23 protein-coding genes and 1 pseudogene are annotated in these 26,200 nt (G+C 62.3%); 9 read left to right on the top strand and 15 right to left on the bottom strand.

Annotated features, from left to right (window positions below; all coding sequences use genetic code 11):
* Positions 1–119 precede the first annotated feature (119 nt).
* From hutH to hutC, 4 genes are all read right to left on the bottom strand, one after another.
* Entirely contained in the window at positions 120–1,652 is a 1,533-nt protein-coding gene (hutH, locus tag BUQ73_RS24425; protein WP_079230012.1) for a histidine ammonia-lyase, read from the bottom strand.
* A 70-nt stretch (positions 1,653–1,722) separates the two neighbouring features.
* A complete protein-coding gene (gene hutU / locus BUQ73_RS24430) occupies positions 1,723–3,396 on the bottom strand; it encodes a urocanate hydratase (protein ID WP_060484306.1) in 1,674 nt (557 codons plus the stop codon).
* Between the two features lie 239 nt (positions 3,397–3,635).
* Positions 3,636–4,208, bottom strand: coding sequence for a HutD family protein (locus BUQ73_RS24435; protein ID WP_079230013.1), 573 nt, complete (start codon positions 4,206–4,208; stop codon positions 3,636–3,638).
* Positions 4,205–4,915, bottom strand: coding sequence for a histidine utilization repressor (hutC, locus tag BUQ73_RS24440; protein ID WP_177326729.1), 711 nt, complete (start codon positions 4,913–4,915; stop codon positions 4,205–4,207). The genes BUQ73_RS24435 and hutC overlap by 4 nt, the downstream gene beginning before the upstream one ends.
* A 145-nt stretch (positions 4,916–5,060) precedes the next feature.
* Between hutC and BUQ73_RS24445 the strand changes: the two genes are divergently transcribed.
* Positions 5,061–6,425, top strand: a complete 1,365-nt coding sequence (locus BUQ73_RS24445) for a formimidoylglutamate deiminase (RefSeq protein WP_079230014.1) — start codon at positions 5,061–5,063, stop codon at positions 6,423–6,425.
* A gap of 34 nt (positions 6,426–6,459) precedes the next feature.
* Here the strand turns inward: BUQ73_RS24445 and BUQ73_RS24450 are convergent, their stop codons facing one another.
* Positions 6,460–7,032 carry a lipocalin family protein gene (locus tag BUQ73_RS24450; protein ID WP_079230015.1) on the bottom strand — a complete coding sequence of 191 codons (573 nt, stop codon included), beginning with the start codon at positions 7,030–7,032 and terminating at the stop codon, positions 6,460–6,462.
* Positions 7,029–7,283, bottom strand: a complete 255-nt coding sequence (bamE, locus tag BUQ73_RS24455; protein ID WP_079230016.1) for an outer membrane protein assembly factor BamE domain-containing protein — start codon at positions 7,281–7,283, stop codon at positions 7,029–7,031. The genes BUQ73_RS24450 and bamE overlap by 4 nt, the downstream gene beginning before the upstream one ends.
* A gap of 224 nt (positions 7,284–7,507) precedes the next feature.
* Between bamE and BUQ73_RS29095 the strand changes: the two are divergent.
* Together BUQ73_RS29095 and BUQ73_RS29100 are read left to right on the top strand one after the other, a co-directional pair.
* Positions 7,508–8,497 (top strand): annotated as a pseudogene (locus tag BUQ73_RS29095) (cache domain-containing protein); the annotation flags it as partial.
* A 177-nt stretch (positions 8,498–8,674) separates the two neighbouring features.
* A complete protein-coding gene (locus BUQ73_RS29100; protein WP_416171838.1) occupies positions 8,675–9,400 on the top strand; it encodes a methyl-accepting chemotaxis protein in 726 nt (241 codons plus the stop codon).
* 145 nt (positions 9,401–9,545) lie between these two features.
* Here BUQ73_RS29100 and BUQ73_RS24465 read toward each other — a convergent pair whose 3' ends face one another.
* From BUQ73_RS24465 to BUQ73_RS24475, 3 genes are all read right to left on the bottom strand, one after another.
* Positions 9,546–10,142, bottom strand: a complete 597-nt coding sequence (locus tag BUQ73_RS24465; protein WP_079230018.1) for a DUF924 family protein — start codon at positions 10,140–10,142, stop codon at positions 9,546–9,548.
* Positions 10,143–10,145: 3 nt separating this feature from the next.
* Positions 10,146–11,156 (bottom strand): class 1 fructose-bisphosphatase, encoded by a 1,011-nt coding sequence (locus BUQ73_RS24470; protein ID WP_079230019.1) that lies wholly within the window; start codon positions 11,154–11,156, stop codon positions 10,146–10,148.
* 291 nt (positions 11,157–11,447) lie between these two features.
* The gene (locus BUQ73_RS24475) at positions 11,448–13,898 is read right to left on the bottom strand and encodes a glycogen/starch/alpha-glucan phosphorylase (protein ID WP_079230020.1); all 2,451 of its coding nucleotides are present in this window, start codon (positions 13,896–13,898) and stop codon (positions 11,448–11,450) included.
* Positions 13,899–14,083: 185 nt separating this feature from the next.
* Between BUQ73_RS24475 and BUQ73_RS24480 the strand changes: the two genes are divergently transcribed.
* Positions 14,084–14,488, top strand: coding sequence for a YkgJ family cysteine cluster protein (locus tag BUQ73_RS24480; protein WP_003249225.1), 405 nt, complete (start codon positions 14,084–14,086; stop codon positions 14,486–14,488).
* 223 nt (positions 14,489–14,711) lie between these two features.
* On the opposite strand, the gene typA is transcribed toward BUQ73_RS24480, so the two are convergent.
* Together typA and thiI are read right to left on the bottom strand one after the other, a co-directional pair.
* Complete coding sequence (gene typA / locus BUQ73_RS24485) at positions 14,712–16,535, bottom strand: translational GTPase TypA (RefSeq protein WP_079230021.1); 1,824 nt, start codon at positions 16,533–16,535, stop codon at positions 14,712–14,714.
* 128 nt (positions 16,536–16,663) lie between these two features.
* Positions 16,664–18,118 carry a tRNA uracil 4-sulfurtransferase ThiI gene (thiI, locus tag BUQ73_RS24490; protein WP_079230022.1) on the bottom strand — a complete coding sequence of 485 codons (1,455 nt, stop codon included), beginning with the start codon at positions 18,116–18,118 and terminating at the stop codon, positions 16,664–16,666.
* A 471-nt stretch (positions 18,119–18,589) separates the two neighbouring features.
* On the opposite strand from thiI, the gene glnA reads away from it, so the two are divergent.
* From glnA to ntrC, 4 genes are all read left to right on the top strand, one after another.
* The gene (gene glnA, locus BUQ73_RS24495; protein ID WP_079230023.1) at positions 18,590–19,996 is read left to right on the top strand and encodes a type I glutamate--ammonia ligase; all 1,407 of its coding nucleotides are present in this window, start codon (positions 18,590–18,592) and stop codon (positions 19,994–19,996) included.
* A 150-nt stretch (positions 19,997–20,146) separates the two neighbouring features.
* On the top strand, positions 20,147–20,689 hold the full coding sequence (locus BUQ73_RS24500; RefSeq protein ID WP_079230024.1) for a chorismate mutase: 543 nt from the start codon (positions 20,147–20,149) through the stop codon (positions 20,687–20,689).
* 264 nt (positions 20,690–20,953) lie between these two features.
* Complete coding sequence (gene glnL, locus BUQ73_RS24505; RefSeq protein WP_079230025.1) at positions 20,954–22,039, top strand: nitrogen regulation protein NR(II); 1,086 nt, start codon at positions 20,954–20,956, stop codon at positions 22,037–22,039.
* Complete coding sequence (gene ntrC, locus BUQ73_RS24510; protein ID WP_060484298.1) at positions 22,036–23,472, top strand: nitrogen regulation protein NR(I); 1,437 nt, start codon at positions 22,036–22,038, stop codon at positions 23,470–23,472. Before glnL ends, ntrC begins: the two co-directional genes overlap by 4 nt.
* A 445-nt stretch (positions 23,473–23,917) precedes the next feature.
* Here ntrC and BUQ73_RS24515 read toward each other — a convergent pair whose 3' ends face one another.
* Positions 23,918–24,355: a hypothetical protein gene (locus tag BUQ73_RS24515; RefSeq protein ID WP_079230026.1), complete on the bottom strand. Its 438-nt coding sequence runs from the start codon at positions 24,353–24,355 to the stop codon at positions 23,918–23,920.
* On the opposite strand from BUQ73_RS24515, the gene trmL reads away from it, so the two are divergent.
* Entirely contained in the window at positions 24,354–24,815 is a 462-nt protein-coding gene (gene trmL, locus BUQ73_RS24520) for a tRNA (uridine(34)/cytosine(34)/5-carboxymethylaminomethyluridine(34)-2'-O)-methyltransferase TrmL (protein ID WP_054884254.1), read from the top strand. The genes BUQ73_RS24515 and trmL overlap by 2 nt on opposite strands.
* Positions 24,816–24,979: 164 nt before the next feature.
* On the opposite strand, the gene secB is transcribed toward trmL, so the two are convergent.
* The 3 genes from secB to BUQ73_RS24535 are packed head-to-tail and all read right to left on the bottom strand — an operon-like array spanning position 24,980 to position 26,174.
* Entirely contained in the window at positions 24,980–25,465 is a 486-nt protein-coding gene (secB, locus tag BUQ73_RS24525) for a protein-export chaperone SecB (RefSeq protein ID WP_012312355.1), read from the bottom strand.
* A gap of 39 nt (positions 25,466–25,504) precedes the next feature.
* Positions 25,505–25,759, bottom strand: a complete 255-nt coding sequence (grxC, locus tag BUQ73_RS24530; protein ID WP_003249204.1) for a glutaredoxin 3 — start codon at positions 25,757–25,759, stop codon at positions 25,505–25,507.
* A 1-nt stretch (position 25,760) separates the two neighbouring features.
* Positions 25,761–26,174, bottom strand: coding sequence for a rhodanese-like domain-containing protein (locus BUQ73_RS24535; protein ID WP_027921024.1), 414 nt, complete (start codon positions 26,172–26,174; stop codon positions 25,761–25,763).
* Positions 26,175–26,200 lie beyond the last annotated feature (26 nt).

Below are 26,200 nucleotides of genomic sequence, written 5' to 3' on the forward strand. Positions count from 1 at the left end.
CTTGCAGCCCATTCGCGGGCAAGCCCGCTCCCACAGGGACTGCACAAACCTTGAAGGCTGCGGTACTCATTGTGGGAGCGGGCTTGCCCGCGATGGGCCGCGAAGCGGCCCCAGGGGCGTCAGAGGCTAGGCAGGACACCAACAGGCAGCAGCCCGGTCAGGCTACCCTTGGCCAGCAGCTCGACGGCTGCCTCGATGTCCGGCGCGAAGAAGCGGTCACGGTCATAGTGCGGCACTTCACGGCGCAGCGCCTGGCGCGCCTGCTCCAGCTTCGCCGAAGTCTTCAGGCCTTTGCGCAGGTCCAGCCCCTGACACGCACCCAGCCATTCGATGGCCAGCACGCCACGGGTGTTCTCAGCCATTTCCCACAGGCGCTTGCCAGCGGCAGGGGCCATCGACACGTGGTCTTCCTGGTTGGCCGAGGTCGGCAGGCTATCGACACTGTGCGGGTGCGACAAGGCCTTGTTCTCGCTGGCCAGGGCGGCAGCGGTGACCTGGGCGATCATGAAGCCGGAGTTCACCCCACCGTTTTCCACCAGGAATGGCGGCAGCTGGGACATGTGCTTGTCCATCATCAGCGAGATGCGGCGCTCGCTCAGCGAACCGATTTCGGCGATCGCCAGGGCGATGTTGTCGGCGGCCATGGCCACCGGCTCGGCGTGGAAGTTGCCACCGGAAATCACGTCACCTTCGGCAGCGAACACCAATGGGTTGTCCGACACGGCGTTGGCCTCGATGCCCAGCACCTCGGCAGCCTGGCGGATCTGGGTCAGGCAGGCGCCCATGACCTGCGGCTGGCAGCGCAGCGAGTATGGGTCCTGGACCTTGTCGCAGTTCTTGTGCGATAGCGACACTTCGCTGGAGTCGCCCAGCAGGTCACGGAAGCACGCGGCGGTGTCGATCTGGCCACGCTGGCCACGCACTTCGTGAATGCGTGCATCGAACGGCGAACGCGAACCCAGCGCAGCTTCGACGCTCAGGCCACCACAGGCGATAGCGGCGGCATACAGGTCTTCGGCGTGGAACAGGCCACGCAGGGCGTAGGCAGTAGATGCCTGGGTGCCATTGAGCAGGGCCAGGCCCTCTTTGGCGGCCAGGGTCAGCGGCTCGAGGCCGGCGATGGCCAGGGCTTCGGTAGCCGGCAGCCACTGGCCCTGGTAACGCGCCTTGCCTTCACCGAGCAATACCAGCGACATGTGCGCCAGTGGTGCCAGGTCGCCAGAAGCGCCTACCGAGCCCTTGAGCGGGATGTGTGGGTAGACTTCGGCGTTCACCAGGGCGATCAGCGCATCGATGACCTTGCGGCGGATACCGGAGAAACCACGGCTGAGGCTGTTGATCTTGAGGACCATGATCAGCCGCACCAGCGCGTCGTCCAGCGGCGCGCCGATACCGGCGGCGTGGGACAGCACCAGCGAACGCTGCAGGTTCTCGAGGTCGTGGCTGGCGATACGGGTCGAGGCCAGCAGGCCGAAACCGGTGTTGATGCCGTAGGCGGTACGGTCTTCGGCAATGATCTGCTCGACGCAGGCAACGCTGGCGTCGATGGCCGGCGCGGCGCTGGCGTCCAGCTGCAGGCGCACGGGCGCGGCATGGATGGCGCGCAGCTGGGCCAGGGTCAGGGTGCCGGGCTTGAGGGTCAGTTCGGTCACTTCGCTACTCCAATTCTGTCGGGGGCCCGCAGGCCCCTCTTGTTGTTCAGTATCACTCAAAGCGCAGCGATCAGCCCGTGATCATTGGCAGGTCGAGGCCCTGCTCCTTGGCGCAGTCGATGGCGATGTCGTAACCGGCATCGGCGTGGCGCATCACACCGGTCCCCGGGTCGTTGGTCAGTACGCGAGCAATACGCTCGGCGGCTTCATCGGTACCGTCGCAGACGATGACCATGCCCGAGTGCTGGGAGAAGCCCATGCCCACGCCGCCGCCATGGTGCAGCGAAACCCAGGTGGCGCCGCCTGCGGTGTTGAGCAGGGCGTTGAGCAGCGGCCAGTCGGATACTGCGTCGGAGCCGTCGCGCATGGCTTCGGTCTCGCGGTTCGGGCTGGACACGGAACCTGAGTCCAGGTGGTCGCGGCCAATCACCACCGGCGCCGACAGCTCGCCGCTGCGGACCATTTCGTTGAAGGCCAGGCCCAGCTTGGCGCGCAGGCCCAGGCCAACCCAGCAGATACGTGCCGGCAGGCCCTGGAAGCTGATGCGCTCGCGGGCCATGTCCAGCCAGCGGTGCAGGTGGGCGTCGTCCGGGATCAGTTCCTTGACCTTGGCGTCGGTCTTGTAGATGTCCTCGGCTTCACCGGACAGCGCCGCCCAGCGGAACGGGCCGATGCCGCGGCAGAACAGCGGACGGATGTAGGCCGGGACGAAGCCTGGGAAGTCGAACGCGTTGGCCACGCCCTCTTCCTTGGCCATCTGGCGGATGTTGTTGCCGTAGTCGAAGGTCGGGATGCCCTGCTTCTGGAAGTCGAGCATGGCTTGCACGTGCACGGCCATCGACTGCTTGGCAGCCTTGACCACAGCAGCAGGCTCGGTCTGCGCGCGGTCACGGTACTGTTCCCAGGTCCAGCCGGCAGGTAGGTAACCGTTGAGCGGATCGTGGGCGCTGGTCTGGTCGGTGACCATGTCCGGGCGCACGCCACGCTTGACCAGCTCTGGCAGGATTTCGGCGGCGTTGCCGTGCAGGGCGATGGAGATCGCCTTGCCTTCGGCGGTGTACTTGGCAATGCGCGCCAGGGCGTCGTCGAGGTCTTTGGCCTGCTCGTCGACGTAGCGGGTTTCCAGACGGAAGTCGATGCGGCTCTGCTGGCATTCGATGTTCAGCGAGCAGGCACCGGCCAGGGTTGCGGCCAGCGGCTGGGCGCCGCCCATGCCGCCGAGGCCGGCGGTCAGTACCCATTTGCCTTTCAGGCTACCGCCGTAGTGCTGGCGACCGGCTTCGACGAAGGTTTCGTAGGTGCCCTGGACGATGCCCTGGCTGCCGATGTAGATCCAGCTGCCGGCGGTCATCTGGCCGTACATGGCCAGGCCCTTGGCGTCCAGTTCGTTGAAGTGTTCCCAGTTGGCCCAGTGCGGCACCAGGTTGGAGTTGGCGATCAGTACGCGCGGGGCGTTGCTGTGGGTCTTGAACACGCCGACCGGCTTGCCCGACTGCACCAGCAGGGTTTCGTCGTCTTCCAGGCGGGTCAGGGTTTCGACGATCTTGTCGTAGCAGGCCCAGTTGCGCGCGGCGCGACCGATGCCACCATACACCACCAGCTCTTTCGGGTTTTCCGCGACCTGCGGGTCGAGGTTGTTCATCAGCATGCGCAGTGGCGCTTCGGTCAGCCAGCTTTTGGCGGTCAGCTTGTTGCCACGTGGGGCACGGATTTCAACGTCACGGTATTTGTTGTTGTCGGTCACGGGAAGGTCCTCGGCGGTTGTCCGCGGGCAGATGTGTCGTGGTCGATATACAAACACATCTTTACTTGTATGTACAAGCATGGACAACCAAAAATGTCGGACCACTCCTCCGAATTCATGAATGCACTGGGGCCGCCTTGCGGCCCTTTCGCGACACAAGGCCGCTCCTACAGGAAATTGCATTCACCTGTAGGAGCGGCCTTGTGTCGCGAAAGGACTGCGCAGCAGCCCCAGCTATCTCAATGTGAAATAAGCTCGATCAGGCAGAACCGCCCCTGTACATCCAGCCCGAGCAATTCATCATTGCCCTCAACCCGCAGGCAGTCATACAACCCAAGCCGCTGCATATCGTGCCCAGCAATTGCCACTTCAACTTGCCCGCTGGCAGCAAACAGCAACACCGTCGACGCCGAGCTGTACAAACGGCTGGTACCGTCAAACCACTGCAAGCGCGCGCGATAGCGCTGCGGCGCGTAGATCAGGTTGAAATCGCGGATCGCCCCACCGAGCAGGTTGCAACTGACCTGGCTCTCGCCACTGAAGGCAAACGCATCGAACGGCAGCAATGGCCGGCTGGCCTGGCCGTCGACCAGCAGACGCATGCCATCGCCCTGCAGCACACTGATGATCCGCTGGTAACCGGCGAACACGGAAAACCCGCCCGACTCCTCGATATCGGCAATCGAAAGGCGCCAGCCGAAGCCATCGAGCCCCTCGCCGTTGTCGCGGGTGATCTCCTCGGTGAAGCCGCCACCGTTTTTCCAGGGCATACGCGGGTAATCCTGCGCACGCAGCAACTGCAACTGAGTCATTTACTGAAACGTCCTTCAAGGCGGTGACGGGAACCGGGGTGAATCAGCCGCGCAGCGGTCACTGGCTGGCGACCGGACCAGGTGCGACGGCGGATCAGCAGGCAGGGTTCGCCGCGCTCGATCTGCAACAGGCGACACTCTTCGGGCTCGGCAAGAATTGCCTCGACCACGTGCTCGCCCTCGGTCAGCGGCGCAACCTGGGACAGGTAGGCGTAAGGCGTCTGCCGGGTGAAGTCCTGCTTGAGGTAGTCGGGGGCGATGGCCGCGTTGACATAACGATCCTCGATCTGCACCGGCACGCCATTCTCGTAATGCACGATCAACGAGTGGAATACCCGCTGCCCTTCACGCATGTCCAGGGCCAGGGCGCGCTCGGAACCGGCGGCCTCTTCAGCCAGCTTGATCACCTGGCAGCTATGCTGGTGGCCACGGCCGGCGATCTCGTCGGCAATGTTGTTGACCTCGAACAGCGCCGAGCGGGACTTGGGTTCGGCGACGAAGGTGCCAACACCCTGCATGCGCACCAGCAGGCCTTCAGCGGTGAGTTCACGCAAGGCACGGTTGATGGTCATGCGGCTGAAGCCCAGTTCACTGACCAGTTCGCTCTCCGAAGGCACCCGGTGATGCGGCGGCCAGCTGCCGTTTTCGATCTGCTGGATGATCATCTGCTTGACCCGGGCATACAGCGGCGCCGGGCCCTCGCCCATCTGGGCAACCAGCGCGGAGACAGGAGGTGTCGGCACGGCGTTGAGTCCTTAGGCAATGGAATGAGCGGTAGCTTGCCGCAGTTTACCCGGCAGGCAAACGCCTGTATATGTATATACAAGTTAAACAATAACAGGATTTTTGCCGATGTCCGCCTATTTCGCCGAACGCGCCCTGCTGCCCACTGGCTGGGCCAGTAACGTCCGCTTCGAAGTGTCCAGTGACGGCTTGCTCAGCCGGATCGAAGCCGACGCCTCGGCCGACGGCGCCGAACGCCTGGCCGGGCCATTGCTGCCAGGCATGCCCAACCTGCACTCGCATGCGTTCCAGCGGGCCATGGCGGGGCTGGCGGAAGTCGCGGGCAACCCTAACGACAGCTTCTGGACGTGGCGCGAGTTGATGTACCGGCTGGTCGGCAAGATCACCCCGGAACAACTGCAGGTAATTGCGCGCCAGCTGTATATCGAGATGCTCAAGGCCGGCTACACCTCGGTGGCCGAATTCCACTATGTGCACCATGACCAGGCAGGCAAGGCCTATGCCGACCCCGCCGAGCTGTCCCGACGCATCAGTGCGGCCGCAGCCAGCAGCGGCATCGGCCTGACCTTGCTGCCGGTGCTGTACAGCCACGCAGGCTTCGGCGGCCAGGCACCCAACGAAGGGCAACGGCGCTTCATCAACTCCACCAAACAGTACCTGCAACTGCAGGCTCAACTGGCGCCGGTGCTGGCCGCGCAGCCCGCGCAACAGCTGGGCTTGTGCTTCCACTCGCTGCGCGCGGTCACTCCCGGCCAAATCGCCGACGTGCTGGCTGCCAGCAATCAGCAATGCCCGGTTCATATCCACATCGCCGAACAGCAGAAGGAAGTCGATGACTGCCTGGCCTGGAGCGGGCTGCGGCCGCTGCAGTGGCTCTATGAACATGTCGATGTGGACCCGCGCTGGTGCCTGGTGCATGCCACCCATGCTGAAGCGGATGAAGTCACGGCCATGGCGCGCAGCGGTGCGGTGGCGGGTTTGTGCCTGACCACCGAAGCCAATCTGGGCGATGGTATTTTCCCGGCAGTGGACTTCCTCGCTCAGGGCGGGCGCATGGGTATTGGCTCGGACAGCCATGTGTCGCTGAGCGTGGTCGAGGAGCTGCGTTGGCTGGAATATGGTCAGCGCCTGCGAGACCAACGGCGCAATCGCTTGTACCGCGGCGATCAGCCGATGGTCGGGCGCACGCTGTACGACGCGGCACTGGTCGGCGGGGCTCAGGCGCTGGGGCAGCCGATTGGCGAGCTCGCGGTGGGCAAACGGGCCGACTGGCTGGTGCTGGATGGGCAGGACCCGTATATCGCCATGGCCGAGGGGGACGGGATTCTCAACCGCTGGTTGTTCGCTGGCGGGGATCGTCAGGTGCGCGACGTGATGGTCAACGGGCAGTGGGTGGTGCGTCAGGGGCAGCATGCCCATGAAGAGGAAAGCCGCCAGGCGTTTGCCGCAGTGTTGCGAGCGCTACTGAGCTGAATGCAGAGGGGCCGCAATAGCGGCCCCCGTCTTTTCAATGCATCTGCACGATCTGCTTGTCTGGTGTACGCCAGATCAGCCGGCTGGTGTCATAGCCCTGCTGGCGGGCCTTGGCCATCAGGCTCTCGCGCTCCCACACTGGCAGTGTCGGTGTGCGCGACAGGATCCACAGGTACTTGCGGTCCGGGCTGCCGACGATCGCCGTGCGGTAGTGATCGTCCACGTACAGTATCCAGTACTCGCCCCTGGCCACGCCCGGGACCAGGCGGGTGAACCAGTTGTCGAACTCGACCCACAGCCTGTCGGTATGGCCCGGCTCCTGGATATTGGCGTGCCCCTCGGCGCGCAGCCATTCATCCCCCATCGTGCGGCAGCGGTTGAGCACGCCGTACGAGCCATCGGGCTTGAGGTTGTAATGCGCTTCAGACTGCGCACACTCGGCCTGGTATTTCATCGGCAGGCGCGCCAGCTCGTACCACTTGCCCTGATAGCGCTTGAGGTCGACATTACCAGCGGTCTTCGGTACCAGCGGGTCGTTGGCGGAGGTGGCGCAGCCACCCAGCAGCATGACCAGGCACAGCCCCAGCAGCAGATGCAGACGCCTCATTTGAGGCCCTGCCCGGAGTACATCAGCACTTTGTCGGCCGCGTACTGCACGCTGATAAAACTCTTCTCGTCCCCCCAGGTGCAGCTGCTCATGCCCAACGCGCCGGAGCACTCGGTGGGCGTGCCGAGCAGTTGCTCGACCTCGGCCTTGTTCATGCCGGCCTTGAGCTTGGAATAGTTTTCCTGATTGATCTTGCTGCACGCAGTCAGGACGACGCACAAGGACAACAGGGCGAGGGAACGCAACGACATGAAGGGACACTCCTGGAAAATAGACACAGGCGAGTGGCCTGCAGTGAGCTTCGACGGGAAAATCCCTCCCTGGTTCCCTGGCTACCCTCCTTTCGTTGTACGCCGTTGGTCGGCTTCCCCTGCGCAAACGATTAATGTTTTCCCGCACCGCGACGACACAGCGAGCACGCTGTGGCGAGTTGCCGCAGCCCCCTCCTATGCCTTGCCTTGTGCAGACCAGAAAAATGACCAAGAACCTCAAGTTCAGCCACAAGATCCTGCTGGCCGCCGCCCTCGTGGTGGCCGTTGCTTTTACCTGTTTCGTGCTGTTCAACGACTATCGACAGCGCCAGTCACTGCGCAGTGACACGCAGACCAACCTGCAGGACCTGGGCAGCCTCACCGCCGGCAACATCCGCAACTGGCTCGACAGCCGTATCCAGCTGCTCGACTCGCTGGCCCAGCAAATCGCTGTCGATGGGCCGAGCAAAGCCAGCCTTGACCGCAGCCTGGCCCTGCCGGTGTACGGCAAGAACTTCCAGCTCACCTATTTCGGCGGCCAGGACGGCAGCATGCAGTCGGTACCCGTTGGCAACCGCGCAGCCGACTACGACCCGCGCGTTCGTGGCTGGTACAAGGCGGCCAGCGCCAGCGGCCAGACCATCGTCACCGAACCGTACATCTCGGCATCCGCCGGCAAGCTGGTGATCACCCTGGCCACCCCGGTGCAGCAAGCAGGCCGACTGGTGGGTGTCAGCGGCGTCGACACCGACCTGCAGACCATCAGCAACCTGATCAACGCCCTGAACTTCGACGGCCAGGGCCATGCCTTCATCGTCAACGGCGAAGGCAAGATCCTCATCCACCCTAAGGCCGAGCTAGCCCTGAAAACCCTGGCCGATGTCTATCCGCAGGGCACTCCGCAAATTGGCAGCGGCCTGAAGGAAGTCGAGATCGATGGCCGCAGGCAGTTCATCAGCTTCACCCACGTCGACGGCGTGCCGTCGGCGGATTGGTACGTGGCCCTGGTACTCGACCAGGATGCAGCATTCGCCATGCTGGGCGAACTACGCACCTCAGCCATCGTCGCCACCCTGATCGCAGTGGTGGTGATCATTGCCCTGCTCGGCCTGCTGATACGTGTGCTGATGGAGCCGCTGCACCTGATGGGCCGCGCCATGCATGACATCGCCGAAGGCGAAGGCGACCTGACCCGACGCCTGAGCATCCATGCCCACGATGAGTTCGGCAGCCTCGGCCAATCGTTCAACCGCTTTGTCGAGCGTATTCACGAGTCGATCCGCGAAGTGGCTTCGGCCACCGGCCAGGTCAACGCCGTGGCCGCCAAGGTGGTGAGCGCTTCGAATGCCTCGATCAACAATGCCGACCAGCAGTCCAGCCGCACCAGCAGTGTGGCGGCAGCGATCAATCAGCTGGGCGCCGCCGCCCAGGAAATCGCCCAGAACGCCGCACTGGCCTCGCAGCACTCCAGCGAAGCACGCGGCCTGGCCGAAGATGGCCAGCAAGTGGTCGGGCGCACCATCGATGTGATGAACCAGCTTTCGGCGCGAATCAGCGATTCGTGCGGCAACATCGAAACACTCAATGCCCACACAGCCAACATTGGCCAGATCCTCGATGTGATCAGCGGTATTTCCCAACAGACCAACCTGCTGGCGCTCAACGCCGCGATCGAAGCAGCCCGTGCGGGCGAGGCCGGGCGTGGCTTTGCCGTGGTTGCCGACGAGGTACGCAACCTGGCGCACCGTACGCAGGAGTCGGCACAGCAGGTGCAGCGCCTGATCGAAGAGCTGCAGGCCGGTGCGCAAGTGGCGGTCAGCACCATGAACCAAAGCCGCCAGCACAGCGAGCACAGCGTGGGCATTGCCAACCAGGCCGGCGAGCGCCTGGGCAGCGTGACCCAGCGCATTGGCGAGATCGATGGCATGAACCAGTCGGTGGCCACCGCCACTGAAGAACAGACGGCCGTGGTCGAGTCGATCAATGTCGACATCACCGAGATCAATACGTTGAATCAGGAAGGGGTGCACAACCTGCAGAGCACCTTGCGTGCCTGCACCGACCTGGAGCATCAGGTCGAGCGGTTGAAGCATCTGGTGGGCAGTTTCCGGATCTGAAACCGCTGGGGCCGCTGTGCGGCCCTTTCCGACCGGTCCGGCGCCCCGGCAAGGCCGCTCCTACAAGAGACCGCGATTACCTGTAGAGCGGCCTCGCCGGGGCGCCGGACCGGTCGGAAAGGGCTGCGAAGCAGCCCCACTGGCACTAGAACCTGGACCCAGGCTCCAGCAGGAAGTCCATCTCTTCACTGGTGCTCGGCCGCCCCAGCACCAGGTTTCGGTGCGGGAAGCGCCCGAACCGGGCAATCACCCGCTGGTGCTGCTCGGCGTAATCGAGGAAGCCTTCGAACAACCGCCGGTTATCCTCCGGCTGTTCTTCCAGCAGCACCTGGTAACGCTCGACACACAGGTTCTGCCAGTCCAGCACCTCGGCATGCTCCAGCACCAGCAGCACGAACACCCGCTGGATCGGCAGCAACTGGTAATCCCAGTTCTTCTGCAGGCCCTGCATGGCCACCACCTGGGCACGCCGATCACCTTCGAAAGCGCGCGGCCTGTCGCGGTAGAGCATGCGCGGCAGCTGGTCCAGCAGAATCAGCAAGCCGAGCCAGCCTTGAGGGCTCTGCTGCCACTCGTCGAGCCCACCCGCCAGGGCGTGCTCGACCAGGTCGCCAAACAGCGCCTGGGCGTCAGCGTCGTGCTGCTTGCCGAACCACAGCGTGCTCTTCTCGTCAGCCACGGCCTGGGGGCTGGTGCCCCAACCGAACCACCACTCCAGCAACGGCTGCCAAGGTGCGAGCATGACTTACTCCTTGTGGTAGGCGGTGACGCGCTCGACCTCTTCCTTCGAGCCGAGGATCACCGACACGCGCTGGTGCAGGCTTTCAGGCTTGATGTCGAGGATGCGATCGTAACCGTTGGTAGAGGCGCCACCGGCCTGTTCAATGATGAACGACATCGGGTTGGCTTCGTACATCAGGCGCAGCTTGCCCGGCTTGCTCGGCTCACGGGCATCACGCGGGTACATGAACAGACCGCCACGGGTCAGGATACGGTGCACGTCGGCCACCATCGAGGCGATCCAGCGCATGTTGTAGTTCTTCTTCAGCGGGCCGGTCTCGCCAGCCAGCAGTTCGCCCACGTAGCGCTGCACCGGGGCTTCCCAGTGACGCTGGTTGGACATGTTGATGGCGAACTCGGCGGTGGTTGCCGGAACCTGGATGTTCTCGTGGGTCAGGACGAAGCTGCCCAGCTCGCGGTCCAGGGTGAAGCCCTTGACGCCGTTGCCCAGGGTCAGGATCAGCATGGTCTGTGGGCCGTAGATGGCGTAACCGGCGGCGACCTGCTCGGTACCTGGCTGCAGGAACGCTTCTTCGTTCAGGCTTTCGTTCTGGCTCAGGTACTGGCTAGGGCAACGCAGTACCGAGAAGATGGTGCCGACCGAGACGTTGACGTCGATGTTCGACGAGCCGTCCAGCGGGTCGAAGACCAGCAGGTAGGCGCCTTTCGGGTACTTGCCCGGGATCTGGTAGGCGTTGTCCATTTCTTCGGACGCCATGCCGGCCAGGTGGCCGCCCCACTCGTTGGCTTCGAGCAGGATGTCGTTGGAGATCACGTCCAGCTTCTTCTGGACTTCGCCCTGCACGTTTTCAGTGCCCATGCTGCCCAGCACGCCGCCGAGGGCGCCTTTGGACACGTGATGGCTGATTTCCTTGCACGCACGCGCCACCACTTCGATCAGGAAGCGCAGATCGGCAGGGGTATTGTTGCTGCGGGTCTGCTCAATCAGATAGCGACTCAGGGTAACGCGGGACATGTATGGCTCCGAAAGGATTGGGGGAGAAAAACCCCCGCAGTTTACAGGGAGAGTTGCAGCCTAGCGAGCAAAGAGACTCGACTTCCGGCGTTGAGTTCAGCCAGTGCTCGGCCAATGGTCGGTTGCCTTGCACACACTCGGCCACCTGCACAGACTCTGTGGGAGCGGCCTTGTGTCGCGAAAGGGCCGCGTAGCGGCCCCGGGGTTTCAGCTGAGTTGCATTGATCGTGGGGCTGCTACGCAGCCCTTTCGCGACACAAGGCCGCTCCCACAATGACGGCGCGCGGCTCATCAATCCAAAGCCTTCCAGATCTCGGTGGCATATTCGCGAATGGTCCGGTCCGAGGAGAACCAGCCCATCCGCGCCGTGTTCAGCACCGCCATGCGCCACCACTCCTGCGGCGTGTGCCACAGCTCTTCGACGCGTCGCTGGGCATCCCAGTAGGCATCAAAATCGGCACAAACGAGGAAACGGTCGTAGGCCACCAGCCCGTCGATCAACCCGGCGTAGCGTGAAGGGTCGTCAGGTGAGAACACCCCGCTGCGAATGGCCTGCAGCACATCGCTCAAGCGATTCGACGCAGCGATAGCGGCGTTGGCACCGAAATCACCGGCCCGCTTGCGTGCTTCCACCTGCTGCGCAGTCAGGCCGAAGATGAACATGTTGTCCGCCCCCACCTGTTCGCACATCTCGACGTTGGCACCATCGAGCGTGCCGATGGTCAGCGCGCCGTTGAGGCCGAACTTCATGTTGCTGGTGCCGGACGCCTCGTAACCGGCCGTGGAGATCTGCTCCGACAGGTCCGCCGCCGGGATGATGCTTTCGGCCAGGCTGACGTTGTAGTTGGGCAGGAACACCACCTTGAGCAGGCCGCGCACGGTCGGGTCGTTGTTGACCACCCGGGCGATGTCGTTGGCCAGCTTGATGATCAGCTTGGCCTGGTGATAGCTGGCCGCCGCCTTGCCGGCGAAGATCTTCACCCGCGGCACCCAGTTGGTGCCGGGGTCGTTGCGCATCGCCTGGTACAGCGCCACGGTGTGCAGCAGGTTGAGCAGCTGGCGCTTGTATTCGTGAATGCGCTTGACCTGCACGTCGAACAGCGCCTCCGGGTTGACCGTGACGCCAATCCGGTCCTGGATGATGCTGGCCAGGGCGCGCTTGCTGTGCAGGCGCTGAGCGGCGAACTGTTTGCGGAAGCTGGCCTTGTCGGCGAACGGCACCAGCCCGGCCAGGCGCCCTTCGGGGTCGTCCTTGAGGTCCGGCCCGAGCGCCTCGACCAGCATCTCGGTCAACTGCGGGTTGGACTGGTACAGCCAGCGGCGGAAGGTGATGCCGTTGGTCTTGTTGTTGATCCGCTGCGGGTAAAGCTTGTGCAGCTCGGCGAACACCGTGCTCTTCATCAGTTTGCTGTGCAGCGCCGACACACCATTGACGCTGTGCGAGCCGAGGAACGCCAGGTTGCCCATGCGTACCCGGCGGCCGTTGTCTTCTTCGATCAACGACACGGCCCGCAGCACGTCGAAGTCGTGCAGGCCTTTGGCGCGCAGGCTGTCGATGTGGTAGGCATTGATCAGGTAGATGATCTGCATGTGCCGCGGCAGCATGCGCTCCATCAGCGCCACCGGCCAGGTTTCCAGGGCCTCGGGCAGCAGCGTGTGGTTGGTGTAGGCCAGGGTACCGACCGTCAGCTCCCACGCGGTGTCCCACGGAATTTCGTGCTGGTCGACCAGCAGGCGCATCAGCTCGGCAACGGCGATTGACGGGTGAGTGTCATTGAGCTGGATGGCTGCCGCGTCCGGCAGGTTGAGCAGGTTCTCGTGCATGTTCAGGTGGCGGCGAAGCAGATCCTGCAGCGAGGCCGAAACGAAGAAGTATTCCTGACGCAGGCGCAGTTCCTGGCCGGCTTCGGTGCTATCGGCCGGGTACAGCACCCGCGAGATGCTCTCGGCCCGCGCGACTTCGGCAACCGCGCCGAGGTGGTCACCGGCATTGAAGCGCTCCAGGTGCAATTCTTCCAGCGCCCGCGCCCGCCACAGGCGCAAGGTATTGACGCTGGCTCCGCGCCAGCCAACCACTGGTGTGTCGTAAGCTACCGCCCGCACGGTTTCCCCCGGCCACCACACCTGACGCTGCTTGCCGTGGGTGTCATGCACCGTTTCGACGCTGCCACCAAAGCTGATCGGGTAAATCACCTCGGCGCGCTCGAATTCCCAGGGGTTGCCGAAGTCCAGCCAGTTCTCGGTCTGCTCCTGCTGCCAGCCATCGACCATGGCTTGACGGAACAGCCCGTGCTCGTAGCGGATACCGTAACCGTGGGCAGCAATACCCAACGTCGACATGCTCTCCATGAAGCACGCCGCCAGGCGGCCCAGGCCGCCGTTGCCCAGTGCGGCATCCGGCTCGAGCAGGCGAATGCGCTCCAGGTCGACGTTCAGGCCTTCCAATGCCTCGCGGGCGATGTCCAGCAAGCCGAGGTTGCTCAGGCTGTCATAGAGCAGCCGGCCAATGAGAAATTCCAGGGAAAGGTAGTAGACCCGCTTCTGGCTACGTCGGTAGGCCTGGCGGGTATGGTCCATCCAGTGGTCGACCATGTGATCGCGTGCTGCCAGGGCGATGGCCTCGAACCAGTCGTGGTCGAAGGCATGCTCCGGGTCCTTGCCGACCGCGTAGGTCAGCTTATCCAGTACGGCAGCGCGAAAATCCGCGACTTCGGCGTCACGTGCTTTAGGTTCCTGGGACATGCGGCATCCTCGGGCAAGTTGACGAAAGCGGAGGGAGATTGTTGAGCCTAGACGCTTCGACCAAGAGCGACAGCCAGTGTTCGTGGTTTTCATGAACCTTTGCGCATTCGGTCAAAAGGTTGTTCATAAATTGAACAATTCCGGTATGATCGCGCGCCCCAAGACCGTGATTCACCCCCATAACGATGAAAACGACCCTGATCGCCGCGGCCGAAGTCGACCGCCTGGAGACCTGGCAGCGCTATACCAGCAACATGTGCCATGGCTGCCATTCGACCTGTTGCACCCTGCCGGTGGAGGTGAAGATCAAGGATCTGATCCGCATTGGCGTGGTGGACGAGTTCGAAAAAGACGAACCGCCTAAAAACGTGGCCAAGCGCCTGCAGAAGGAAGGCATCATCGAGCGCTTCAACCAGAAGTCGGGGATCTTCACCCTGACCCGGATGAGCAACGATGACTGCATGTACCTGGATCGCAAGAGCCGGCTGTGCACCATCTATGACAAACGCCCCGATACCTGCCGCAACCACCCCAAGGTCGGGCCGCGGCCGGGGTATTGTGCCTATAAGCCCAAGGTGGTTGGCCGCTGATCATCAGCCTGTTCCGGCCTCTTCGCGGCGGTTCGACGCCTCGATAAACCCGCTCCCACAGGGTTTGCGCAATCCCCAATGCCTGTGCAGTACCTGTGGGAGCGGGTTTACCGAGGCGTCGAACCGCCGCGAAGAGGCCAGCACAGTCAGTACAAATTCTGCAGGCAAACAAAAACGCCCCCGGCCTTTCGACCGGGGGCGTTTTCATTCAGCCAGAACTAGATCAGCTGTTCTTGGCTTTCTTGGCGGCGCGGGTACGCTCGCTTTCGTCCAGGATCTTCTTGCGAAGACGGATGGACTTCGGCGTTACTTCGCACAGCTCGTCTTCCTGGATGTATTCCAGAGCCTGTTCCAGGGTGAAGCGAACAGGTGGAACCAGGGCGATGACTTCGTCTTTACCCGAAGCACGCATGTTGTCGAGCTTCTTGCCCTTGGTAGGGTTGACGCCCAGGTCGTTGTCGCGGCTGTTCTGGCCGATGATCTGACCGTTGTAGATCTCTTGACCGTGCTCGACAAACAGCTTGCCACGCGCCTGCAGGGTTTCCAGCGAGTAGGTCAGCGCCTTGCCGGTTTCGACCGAAACCAGTACGCCGTTCTGACGGCCGGACATGTGGCCGGACTTCACAGCGTCGTAGCGATCGAAGATCGAAGTCAGGATGCCTGCACCGTTGGTCAGGGTCAGGAACTGGTTACGGAAACCGATCAGACCACGAGCCGGGATGTTGTATTCCAGGCGTACACGGCCTTTGCCATCCGGGACCATGTTGGTCAGGTCGCCTTTACGCAGACCCATCTCTTCCATGACCTTGCCCTGGGATTCTTCAGGGATGTCGATGGTGACGTTTTCGAACGGTTCCTGCTTAACGCCGTCCACTTCACGGATGATCACTTCCGGACGGCCCAGGGCCAGTTCGAAGCCTTCGCGACGCATGGTTTCGATCAGTACCGAGAGGTGCAGCTCGCCACGGCCCGAGACCTTGAACTTGTCTGGGGAGTCGGTTTCTTCAACGCGCAGGGCAACGTTGTACAGCAGCTCTTTGTCCAGACGGTCCTTGATGTTACGGCTGGTGACGAACTTGCCTTCCTTGCCGCAGAACGGCGAGTCGTTGACCTGGAAGGTCATCGAAACGGTAGGCTCGTCAACGGTCAGCGGCTTCATCGCTTCAACGGCAGTCGGGTCGCAAAGGGTGTCGGAGATGAACAGCTCATCGAAACCGCTGATGCAGACAATGTCGCCAGCCTGGGCTTCTTCGACGTCGACGCGGTGCAGGCCGTGGTGGCCCATCAGCTTGAGGATACGGCCGTTACGCTTCTTGCCGTCAGCGTCGATGGCGACAACCGGGGTGTTCGGCTTGATGCGACCACGGGCGATACGGCCAACACCGATCACACCCAGGAAGCTGTTGTAGTCCAGTGCGGAGATCTGCATCTGGAACGGGCCGTCACGGTCAACAGCTGGCGCTGGAACGTGGTCGATGACAGCCTGGTACAGGGCAGTCATGTCTTCGCCCATGGCGGTGTGGTCCAGACCGGCAATGCCGTTCAGGGCCGAGGCGTAGACCACTTTGAAGTCCAGCTGCTCGTCGGTAGCGCCGAGGTTGTCGAACAGGTCGAAGATCTGGTCCAGAACCCAGTCAGGACGCGCGCCCGGACGGTCAACCTTGTTGATCACGACGATTGGCTTCAGGCCGGCTTCGAAGGCCTTCTTGGTCACGAAGCGGGTTTGCGGCATTGGGCCGTCCTGGGCGTCGACCAGCAGCAGCACGGAGTCGACCATCGACATTACACGCTCAACCTCGCCACCGAAGTCGGCGTGGCCGGGGGTGTCGACGATGTTGATGTGGTAGCCGTTCCAGTTGATGGCGGTGTTTTTCGCCAGAATGGTAATACCGCGCTCTTTTTCCTGGTCGTTGGAGTCCATGACGCGCTCGTCGTTGAGCTCGTTACGCTCCAGAGTGCCGGACTGACGCAGGAGTTTGTCGACCAGAGTGGTTTTACCATGGTCAACGTGGGCGATGATGGCGATGTTACGCAGATTTTCGATCACAAGTGTATCTCGATCAGAGGATTCGGTTGCCGCCCATTGTAGGCGGCCAATATGTACTGTTTAAGGCTCAGCGGGCCCGGCGGTCGGGAGGGCGATGGCGGATGCTGCCGCCATACAGCCCTGGCGTCTTATGTCGGACGATAAACACGCACATTGGCATGTCCCTCACTGAGCAGGTGGTGTGCGTGCAAACGGCTCATCACACCTTTGTCGCAATACAGCAAGTACTGGCGCGTAGGGTCCAGGTGCTTGAACTTGCTGTTGATGGCGTAGAACGGCATAGCCTGGACTTCGATACCGTCCAGTGCCAGAGGTTCGTCTTCCTGGGCATCGGGGTGACGAATGTCGATGACGATCTGGCCTGGCAGCGCCTCGGCCACTTCTTCGACTTCGATGTCCTTGCCCAACTCGTCGATCACGTGGTCGATGGAGATGAACTTGGCACGCTCCAGGGCGCGCTCCAGCACGGCCATGTCGAACTGCTTTTCTTCGTGCTCCATGCGGTGACGCTTGGCATGGGTGGTCGGGTTCACCGAGATCACTCCGCAGTATTCCGGCATGTGCTTGGCGAAGTCGGCGGTGCCGATTTCGGTGGCCTGGTCGATGATGTCCTGCTTGTGGCTGGCCAGCAACGGGCGCAGCACCAGCTTGTCGGTGGCCGAGTCGATGATCGACAGGTTCGGCAAGGTCTGGCTGGAAACCTGGGAAATCGCCTCGCCGGTGACCAGCGCTTCGATCTGCAGGCGATCGGCCATGTGCGCGGCGCCGCGCAGCATCATGCGCTTGAGGGTCACGCCCATGTAGCTGTTGTCGACCTTGTTGAGGATCTCGCCAACCACTTCTTCGAACGGCACGCTGATGAACAGCACGCGCTGGCTGCTGCCGTACTTTTTCCACAGGTAGTGGGCGACTTCCATCACGCCCAGCTCGTGGGCACGGCCGCCGAGGTTGAAGAAGCAGAAGTGGGTCATCAGGCCGCGGCGCATCATCTGGTAGGCCGCCACGGTGGAGTCGAAACCACCGGACATCAGCACCAGGGTCTGCTCCAGGGCACCCAGCGGGTAGCCGCCGATGCCGTTGTGCTGATTGTGGATCACGTACAGGCGCTGATCGCGGATTTCCATGCGCACCACGACCTCAGGCGTCTTCAGGTCGATGCCGGAGGCGCCGCACTGCTGGCGCAGCTGGCTGCCGACGTAGCGGTCGACGTCCATCGAGGTGAAGTCGTGGTGGCCGCCGCGCTTGCAGCGCACCGAGAAGCGCTTGCCAGCCAGCAGGTGGCCAAAGTGCTGCTTACACTTGGCGACGATGTCGTCGAAGTCGCCCAGCGGGTACTCCTCGACCTGCAGGAAGTGGGTGATACCCGGGGTGCAGGTGAGGCGCTCGATCATCTCGCGCTGGACCTTTTCGTCCTCGACGCGGGTGACCACCTCGAGATTATCCCAGACACCATCGACCGCGAGCTCAGGATCGAGGTCCTTGAGCACGTTGCGGATGTTCTTGCCGAGCTGGCGGATGAAACGCTTGCGCACCGGCCGGCTCTTGATGGTGATTTCTGGGAAGACTTTGACGATAAGTTTCATTGGTTAACAGCGCGCGCAGGGCCTGCCGAAAATGAGGGGCGCGAATTATATCGGAAATTGCTCAGGTTTTGACCAACTTTTGATCAGAAGCTTTCAGATAAGTGCGGGAGGCGAGATTGGCGGCGCTTGTACCGGCCCTTTCGCGGGTAAACCCGCTCCCACAGGTTCATCACTGCCCTGTGGGAGCGGGCTTGCCCGCGAAAGGGCCCTTAAAGAAAGCACAGCTCGCAAGCCGCGCACCAATTTGGTGCCTTATGCAGTTTTACTGCCTCCTAAGGGTGCATTTTTCTGGGCCGCCAGCCCACCAAATGCCCGCAAACGCCCCCTTTTATCTCGCCCTCGCCATTTTCGGGCACTGGCATGCAATTTGCTCCCTTGTGAGGCAGGTAAGCTTGGCCGACTATCCGCGCCCGGCAACACCCTTTTTCCAGAGCAGCGGCCCACCGCGCTCTAGACCCTCCGGAGGACAACATGTCGAAGTCGGTTCAACTCATCAAAGATCATGACGTCAAGTGGATTGATCTGCGTTTCACGGACACCAAGGGCGTACAGCATCACGTGACCATGCCGGCGCGTGATGGCCTGGACGAAGACTTCTTCGAAGTCGGCAAGATGTTCGACGGTTCCTCCATCGCTGGCTGGAAAGGCATCGAAGCTTCCGACATGATCCTGATGCCGGTCGACGAGACCGCCGTTCTGGACCCGTTCACCGAAGAACCGACCCTGATCATCACCTGCGACATCGTCGACCCGTCGAGCATGCAGGGCTACGATCGCGACCCACGTGCGATCGCCAAGCGCGCCGAAGAGTACCTGAAGAGCACCGGCATCGGTGACACCGTATTCGCAGGCCCGGAGCCGGAGTTCTTCATCTTCGACGAAGTGAAGTTCAAGTCGGACATCTCCGGCTCGATGTTCAAGATTTTCTCCGAGCAAGGCTCGTGGATGTCTGACGCTGACGTGGAAGGCGGCAACAAAGGCCACCGTCCAGGCGTGAAAGGCGGCTACTTCCCGGTTCCGCCGTTCGACCACGACCACGAAATCCGTACCGCCATGTGCAACGCTCTGGAAGAAATGGGCCAGACCGTTGAAGTTCACCACCACGAAGTGGCGACTGCCGGCCAGAACGAAATCGGCGTCAAGTTCAACACCCTGGTGAAGAAAGCTGACGAAGTACAGGCCCTGAAGTACGTCGTGCACAACGTTGCCGACGCTTACGGCCGTACCGCCACCTTCATGCCGAAGCCACTGTACGGCGACAACGGCTCGGGCATGCACGTACACATGTCGATCTGGAAAGAAGGCAAGAACACCTTCTCCGGTGAAGGCTATGCCGGCCTGTCCGAAACCGCTCTGTACTTCATCGGCGGTATCATCAAGCACGGTAAGGCCCTGAACGGCTTCACCAACCCGTCGACCAACTCGTACAAGCGCCTGGTTCCAGGCTTCGAAGCCCCGGTAATGCTGGCCTACTCGGCTCGCAACCGTTCCGCCTCGATCCGTATTCCTTACGTCGGCAGCCCTAAAGCCCGCCGTATCGAAGCACGCTTCCCGGACCCATCGGCCAACCCGTACCTGGCCTTCGCGGCCCTGCTGATGGCTGGCCTGGACGGCATCCAGAACAAGATCCACCCAGGCGATGCTGCCGACAAGAACCTCTACGACCTGCCACCAGAAGAAGCCAAGGACATCCCGCAAGTATGCGGCAGCCTGAAAGAAGCCCTGGAAGAGCTGGATAAAGGCCGTGCGTTCCTGACCAAGGGCGGCGTGTTCTCCGACGACTTCATCGATGCCTTCATCGAGCTGAAGAGCGAAGAAGAAATCAAGGTCCGCACCTTCGTGCACCCGCTGGAATACGAGCTGTACTACAGCTGCTGATCTGATCGGCGCCTGGCGTCGATGACCTGATCAAGACGGCCTCCTTCGGGAGGCCGTTTCTGTTTCTGCCTTCAGTAATTTCGGAAGGCTCCTACCCGCGTGACGCGCCAGCTTCTGCACACTCGGACCTTCACTCCACGGAGGTTCATCATGCGCTCGTTACCCCTCGTTGCAGCCGCCGCCCTTGCTCTGACCGGCTGCGCGGCATCAGAACCCAGCCACCCTGCCCTCGGCCCGCTGCTTGAGACTATCGAGCGCCGCCTAGACTTGGCGCAAGCCGTCGCCTTGCACAAGTGGGACAAGCGCCAACCGGTCCAGGCAAGCCCGCGTGAACAGCAGGTGCTTTCGAATGTTCGTGCAGCCGCACCCGCACATGGCCTGGCCCAGGAACGAGCCGAGGCGTTCTTCGCCGACCAGATCGAGGCCAACAAGCTGGTGCAGTACACAATGCTTTTCCATTGGCATCGCCTGGGTGCTGCGCCAGACACACCACGCAGCGACCTGCAGCAGGAGATCCGCCCCCAGCTTGATCAGCTGCAGACTTTGCTGCTCAAGCAACTGGCCGATTTTGAACAGCAGAAACCGCAACACTGCGCCGCCATGGTGGCGGATGCCGTAGCCAAGCGCCCCGTGGACCACCTGACCCAGCGAGCGCTGATTCGCGCGACCGGCCAACTGTGCGATAAATCCTGAGATCTCTATGCTCTATATTGGTGCACCTGAAGGACTGGCGCCCTTCAGTGCAGCCCAAAAGAGGTCACAAGAATCGATAAATCAGGGCATTCTGGTCCGAATCTGCGCATATTCAGGCCTTTATCAGCAAAATCCGCTTCTTTTCGGAGCCTTGGTTTGTTTCTTGCAGTTTCTTGGGAAGAGACTGGCACCAGCGGATCCACCGCGCGCCCGGCCATGGCCGTGCCATGCCTGACAAGCGCCAAAAGAGGTCACCGACGCCTTATGACCATCAGCGATGCACAGCACCGTCTGCTTCTGGACAACCTGACCACCGCCACGCTGCTGCTCAATGCCGAGCTGCGCCTGGAGTACATGAACCCGGCTGCGGAGATGCTCCTGGCGGTCAGTGGCCAGCGCAGTCATGGGCAGTTCATCAGTGAGCTGTTCACCGAATCGACCGAGGCGCTCAATTCGCTGCGCCAGGCCGTGGAACAGGCGCACCCATTTACCAAGCGTGAAGCACAACTGACCTCGCTGACCGGGCAGACCATCACCGTCGACTATGCAGTGACGCCAATCCTGCACCAGGGCAATACCTTGCTGCTGCTGGAAGTGCACCCGCGAGATCGCCTGTTGCGCATCACCAAGGAAGAAGCCCAGCTGAGCAAGCAGGAAACCACCAAGATGCTGGTGCGTGGCCTGGCCCACGAGATCAAGAACCCGCTTGGCGGCATCCGTGGCGCAGCACAGCTGCTGGCCCGCGAGCTGCCCGAAGAGGGGCTGCGCGACTATACCAACGTGATCATCGAGGAAGCCGACCGCCTGCGTAACCTGGTCGACCGCATGCTCGGCTCGAACAAACTGCCGTCGCTGGCCATGACCAACATCCACGAAGTGCTGGAACGAGTCTGCAGCCTGGTCGAGGCAGAAAGCCAAGGCTGCATCACTTTGGTGCGCGACTACGACCCTAGCCTGCCGGACGTATTGATCGACCGCGAGCAGATGATCCAGGCCGTGCTCAACATCGTGCGCAATGCGATGCAGGCGATCAGCTCGCAGAACGAGCTGCGCCTGGGCCGCATCACCCTGCGCAGCCGCGCGGTGCGCCAGTTCACCATCGGCCATGTGCGCCATCGCCTGGCAGCACGTATCGAGATCATCGACAACGGCCCGGGCATCCCCGCGGAACTGCAGGACACGCTTTTCTATCCCATGGTCAGTGGGCGCCCGGACGGTACCGGGCTCGGCCTGGCCATTACCCAGAACATCATCAGCCAGCACCAGGGCCTGATCGAGTGTGAAAGCCACGCAGGGCACACCGCCTTCTCGATCTTCCTGCCCCTGGAACAAGGAGCCACCGCCTCATGAGCCGAAGTGAAACCGTATGGATCGTCGATGATGATCGCTCCATCCGCTGGGTCCTGGAAAAAGCCCTGCAACAGGAAGGCATGACCACCCAGAGCTTCGACAGTGCCGATGGTGTCATGGGCCGCCTGGCTCGCCAGCAGCCGGATGTGATCATTTCCGACATTCGCATGCCTGGTGCCAGCGGCCTCGACCTGCTGGCGCAGATCCGCGAGCAGCACCCGCGCCTGCCGGTCATCATCATGACCGCCCATTCCGACCTGGACAGCGCCGTGGCGTCCTACCAGGGCGGCGCCTTCGAGTACCTGCCCAAGCCCTTCGACGTCGACGAAGCAGTGTCACTGGTCAAACGTGCCAATCAGCACGCCCAGGAACAGCAGGGCCTCGATGTACCGCAGGCGTTGGCCCGCACCCCGGAAATCATCGGCGAAGCGCCGGCGATGCAGGAAGTCTTCCGCGCCATCGGCCGCCTGAGCCATTCCAACATCACCGTGCTGATCAACGGCGAGTCCGGTACCGGCAAAGAGCTGGTGGCGCACGCCCTGCATCGCCACAGCCCTCGCGCCGCATCACCCTTCATCGCCCTGAACATGGCGGCCATTCCGAAGGACCTGATGGAGTCGGAGTTGTTCGGCCACGAGAAAGGCGCCTTCACCGGTGCGGCCAACCTGCGCCGCGGTCGCTTCGAGCAGGCCGACGGCGGCACCTTGTTCCTCGACGAGATCGGCGACATGCCGGCCGACACCCAGACCCGCCTGCTGCGGGTGCTGGCCGATGGCGAGTTCTATCGCGTTGGCGGCCATGTGCCGGTGAAGGTCGATGTACGTATCATCGCGGCGACCCACCAGAACCTGGAGTCGCTGGTAACGGCCGGCAAGTTCCGTGAGGACTTGTTCCATCGCCTGAACGTGATCCGCATCCATATCCCACGCCTGGCCGACCGCCGCGAAGACATCCCGGCGCTGGCCCGCCACTTCCTCGGGCGTGCCGCTCAGGAACTGGCCGTCGAGCCGAAACTGCTCAAACCGGAAACCGAAGAATTCATCCGCAACCTGCCGTGGCCGGGCAACGTGCGCCAGCTGGAAAACACCTGCCGCTGGATCACCGTGATGGCCTCCAGCCGTGAAGTGCTGATCGGCGACCTGCCGCCGGAGCTTCTGAACCTGCCGCAGGACGCAGCGCCGGTGACCAACTGGGAACAGGCTCTGCGCCAATGGGCGGACCAGGCCCTGGCACGCGGGCAGTCGAACCTGCTCGACAGCGCGGTGCCCAGCTTTGAACGGATCATGATCGAGACCGCGCTCAAGCACACCGCAGGGCGGCGGCGTGATGCGGCGGTGTTGCTGGGCTGGGGCCGCAATACCCTGACCCGCAAGATCAAGGAGCTGGGGATGAACGTGGACGGCGGGGATGAAGACGAGGGTGAGGACCACTGATCTAGCTGTTCACCTGCAAGATCCCTGGGGCTGCTAAGCAGCCCTTTCGCGACGCAAGGCCGCTCCTACAAGAGACCGCGATCCCCTGTAGGAGCGGCCTTGTGTCGCGAAAGGGCCGCAAAGCGGCCCCAGCCATTTCAGCCTTCCCATGCACCGATCCTGTGCCCGATGCACCTCCCCAAGGCACAAATCACCTCAAAATACGGCCAAATCACCCTGAAAGCCCAGTATTCGCGGGCTTTTAAAAACTGGCACGCCCCCTGCAGTAGCTAATACATATCCAGTTTCGGGGGCCCTGGTACAGGCAGGCCGGGTGACCCCTCTTTTATTCGCAGTAACGCCAGTTTTGGGGACCTCGGTACAGGCAGGCCGGGCCATCCCCCCTTTAATTCGCTGTAACCCCTTTTGGGGACCTCGGTACAGGCAGGCCGGGATATCCCCTCTTTTATTCGTGCAGCTTCACCTGCACCCGCCAACGTCCAGCGTCCTCTGCACCGGCCCATTCACCGTGCAGGGGGCGTGCGGCAATCACTGTCAGCAACAGCCCCTTGTCGCTCTTCTGCAAACGCCAGCCGACCGGCTTGCCCTGCAGGTCCAACTGACCACGCTGCGCCTTGCCCTCGGCCTCGAACAGCACGGCCACGGTCCCTTCGACGTTCTCACCATGCAGCCTGGGCTCTTCGTTGAACCACAGGTCCAGGCCATCCTGTACCACCGCGACCTGCTCCAGCACACGCTCATCCGGGGCAGTCAGGCGGCCGATCATCAGCCCCACCAGCACGCCGAATAGCGCCAGGGAAAGCAGCATGCGCGGCCAGGCCTTCGAACGCAGGTCGGGATCGGGGGTAGAATGCTCGTCATCTTCACGTTTGGAGCCGTGCATGTTTCACGTCATCCTTTTTCAACCAGAAATTCCGCCGAATACCGGCAACATCATCCGCCTCTGCGCCAACAGCGGTTGCGCCCTGCACCTGATCGAGCCGATCAGCTTCGAACTGGACGACAAGCGCCTGCGCCGTGCGGGGCTGGATTACCACGAGTATGCCACGCTCAAGCGCCACGAAAGCCTGGCCGGATGCCTGGAAAGCCTGGGCAACCCACGCCTGTTCGCCTTCACCACCAAGGGCTCGCATCCTTTCCACGAAGTGGCTTATCAGCCCGGTGATGCGTTCCTGTTCGGGCCAGAGAGCCGAGGCCTGCCGGCTGAGGTGCTGGACAGCCTGCCGGCCGAACAGCGCCTGCGCCTGCCGATGCGGCCTGGGTGCCGCAGCCTGAACCTGTCCAACACAGTGGCGGTGACGGTGTACGAGGCCTGGCGGCAGAATGGGTTTGCCGGGAGCTGATCTATAGCCTGTGCTGGCCCTTTCGCGGGTGAACCCGCTCCCACAGGGCCTGCACATGTTTCAACTTGTGGGAGCGGGCTTTTCGAGGCGTCGAACCGCCGCGAAAGGGCCGGTACAGGCAACAAAAAAGCGCCCCGAGAGGCGCTTTTTTGTTGCCGGCAGAATTACTGCACGGTCGGTGCTTCGCCAGCTTCCTGCATGCGCTGCATTTCTTGCGCGTACAGGGCGTCGAAGTTCACCGGCGACAGCATCAGGGCCGGGAACGAACCACGGGTCACCAGGCTGTCCAGGGTCTCGCGGGCGTACGGGAACAGAATGTTCGGGCAGAACGCGCCAAGGGTGTGGCTCATCGAAGAAGCATCGAGGTTCTTGATGAGGAAGATACCCGCCTGCTGAACTTCAGCAATGAAGGCTACTTCGTCGCCGTTCTTGACGGTCACCGACAGGGTCAGCACCACTTCGTGGAAGTCGCCTTCCAGTGCCTTCTGCTTGGTGTTCAGGTCCAGGGCAACGCTCGGCTCCCAGGTCTGACGGAAGATCTGCGGGCTTTTCGGGGCTTCGAACGACAGGTCACGCACATAGATGCGCTGCATGGAGAACTGCGGGCTGTTGTCTTCTGCAGCAGCGCCGTTGGTCTGTTGGTCAGTCATGGCAGATCCTTATCCTAATGTTTTTGAATGCAGTGCAAATCAGGCCGCCAGCAGCGCGTCGAGCTTGCCGGCGCGCTCCAGGGCATAGAGGTCATCGCATCCACCGACGTGGGTGCTGCCGATCCAGATCTGCGGCACCGAAGTACGGCCGGCCTTCTGGCTCATCTCGGCACGAACCTGCGGTTTGCCGTCGACCTTGATTTCCTCGAAGGCTACGCCTTTGCTCTCGAGCAGGTATTTGGCGCGCATGCAGTAGGGGCAGTAGTCGCTGGAATAGACGATGACAGGCTTCATATCACTTCACCAGGGGCAGGTTATCGGCTTTCCAGCTGGAAACGCCACCGCTCAGTTTGGCGGCGGTGTAACCGGCCTTGATCAGCTCGCCGCAGACCGCGCCGGACTGCTGGCCCATCGCGTCGACCACGATCAGGGTCTTCTCTTTGTGCTTCTCGAGCTCGGCCATGCGGTTGGCCACTTTGTCCTGCGGAATGTTCAGCGCACCGACGATGTGGCCGGCGGAATATTCCTTGGACGTACGAATGTCGATGACCAGCGCCTTGTCGGCATTGACCAGCGCGGTCAGCTGGCCGTTGCTCAGGCTCTGGCCGCCACGGCGCAGTTCATTGACGAGCAGTGCGACCAGCAGAACCACGAAGATCGCCACCAGGATGTAGTGATCTGTCGCGAATTGAATCAGGTGAGCAACCATCAGCGGTGTTCCAGGCGATTGAAAAT

The organism is Pseudomonas putida (genome assembly GCF_002025705.1).
Taxonomy (GTDB): Bacteria; Pseudomonadota; Gammaproteobacteria; order Pseudomonadales; family Pseudomonadaceae; genus Aquipseudomonas; species Aquipseudomonas putida_J.

Excerpts from the sequence above, each read along its gene's own strand:
- BUQ73_RS24475 (WP_079230020.1), bottom strand. The coding sequence starts at position 13,898 with ATGTCCCAGGAACCTAAAGCACGTGACGCCGAAGTCGCGGATTTTCGC.
- trmL (WP_054884254.1), top strand. The coding sequence starts at position 24,354 with ATGTTTCACGTCATCCTTTTTCAACCAGAAATTCCGCCGAATACCGGC.
- BUQ73_RS24515 (WP_079230026.1), bottom strand. The coding sequence starts at position 24,355 with ATGCACGGCTCCAAACGTGAAGATGACGAGCATTCTACCCCCGATCCC.
- BUQ73_RS24445 (WP_079230014.1), top strand. The coding sequence starts at position 5,061 with ATGTCCGCCTATTTCGCCGAACGCGCCCTGCTGCCCACTGGCTGGGCC.
- BUQ73_RS24465 (WP_079230018.1), bottom strand. The coding sequence starts at position 10,142 with ATGCTCGCACCTTGGCAGCCGTTGCTGGAGTGGTGGTTCGGTTGGGGC.
- grxC (WP_003249204.1), bottom strand. The coding sequence starts at position 25,759 with ATGAAGCCTGTCATCGTCTATTCCAGCGACTACTGCCCCTACTGCATG.
- hutC (WP_177326729.1), bottom strand. The coding sequence starts at position 4,915 with ATGGGCGAGGGCCCGGCGCCGCTGTATGCCCGGGTCAAGCAGATGATC.
- bamE (WP_079230016.1), bottom strand. The coding sequence starts at position 7,283 with ATGTCGTTGCGTTCCCTCGCCCTGTTGTCCTTGTGCGTCGTCCTGACT.
- BUQ73_RS24535 (WP_027921024.1), bottom strand. The coding sequence starts at position 26,174 with ATGGTTGCTCACCTGATTCAATTCGCGACAGATCACTACATCCTGGTG.
- BUQ73_RS24500 (WP_079230024.1), top strand. The coding sequence starts at position 20,147 with ATGCGCTCGTTACCCCTCGTTGCAGCCGCCGCCCTTGCTCTGACCGGC.
- secB (WP_012312355.1), bottom strand. The coding sequence starts at position 25,465 with ATGACTGACCAACAGACCAACGGCGCTGCTGCAGAAGACAACAGCCCG.
- BUQ73_RS24480 (WP_003249225.1), top strand. The coding sequence starts at position 14,084 with ATGAAAACGACCCTGATCGCCGCGGCCGAAGTCGACCGCCTGGAGACC.
- BUQ73_RS24470 (WP_079230019.1), bottom strand. The coding sequence starts at position 11,156 with ATGTCCCGCGTTACCCTGAGTCGCTATCTGATTGAGCAGACCCGCAGC.
- BUQ73_RS24450 (WP_079230015.1), bottom strand. The coding sequence starts at position 7,032 with ATGAGGCGTCTGCATCTGCTGCTGGGGCTGTGCCTGGTCATGCTGCTG.
- BUQ73_RS24435 (WP_079230013.1), bottom strand. The coding sequence starts at position 4,208 with ATGACTCAGTTGCAGTTGCTGCGTGCGCAGGATTACCCGCGTATGCCC.
- thiI (WP_079230022.1), bottom strand. The coding sequence starts at position 18,118 with ATGAAACTTATCGTCAAAGTCTTCCCAGAAATCACCATCAAGAGCCGG.
- ntrC (WP_060484298.1), top strand. The coding sequence starts at position 22,036 with ATGAGCCGAAGTGAAACCGTATGGATCGTCGATGATGATCGCTCCATC.
- glnA (WP_079230023.1), top strand. The coding sequence starts at position 18,590 with ATGTCGAAGTCGGTTCAACTCATCAAAGATCATGACGTCAAGTGGATT.
- glnL (WP_079230025.1), top strand. The coding sequence starts at position 20,954 with ATGACCATCAGCGATGCACAGCACCGTCTGCTTCTGGACAACCTGACC.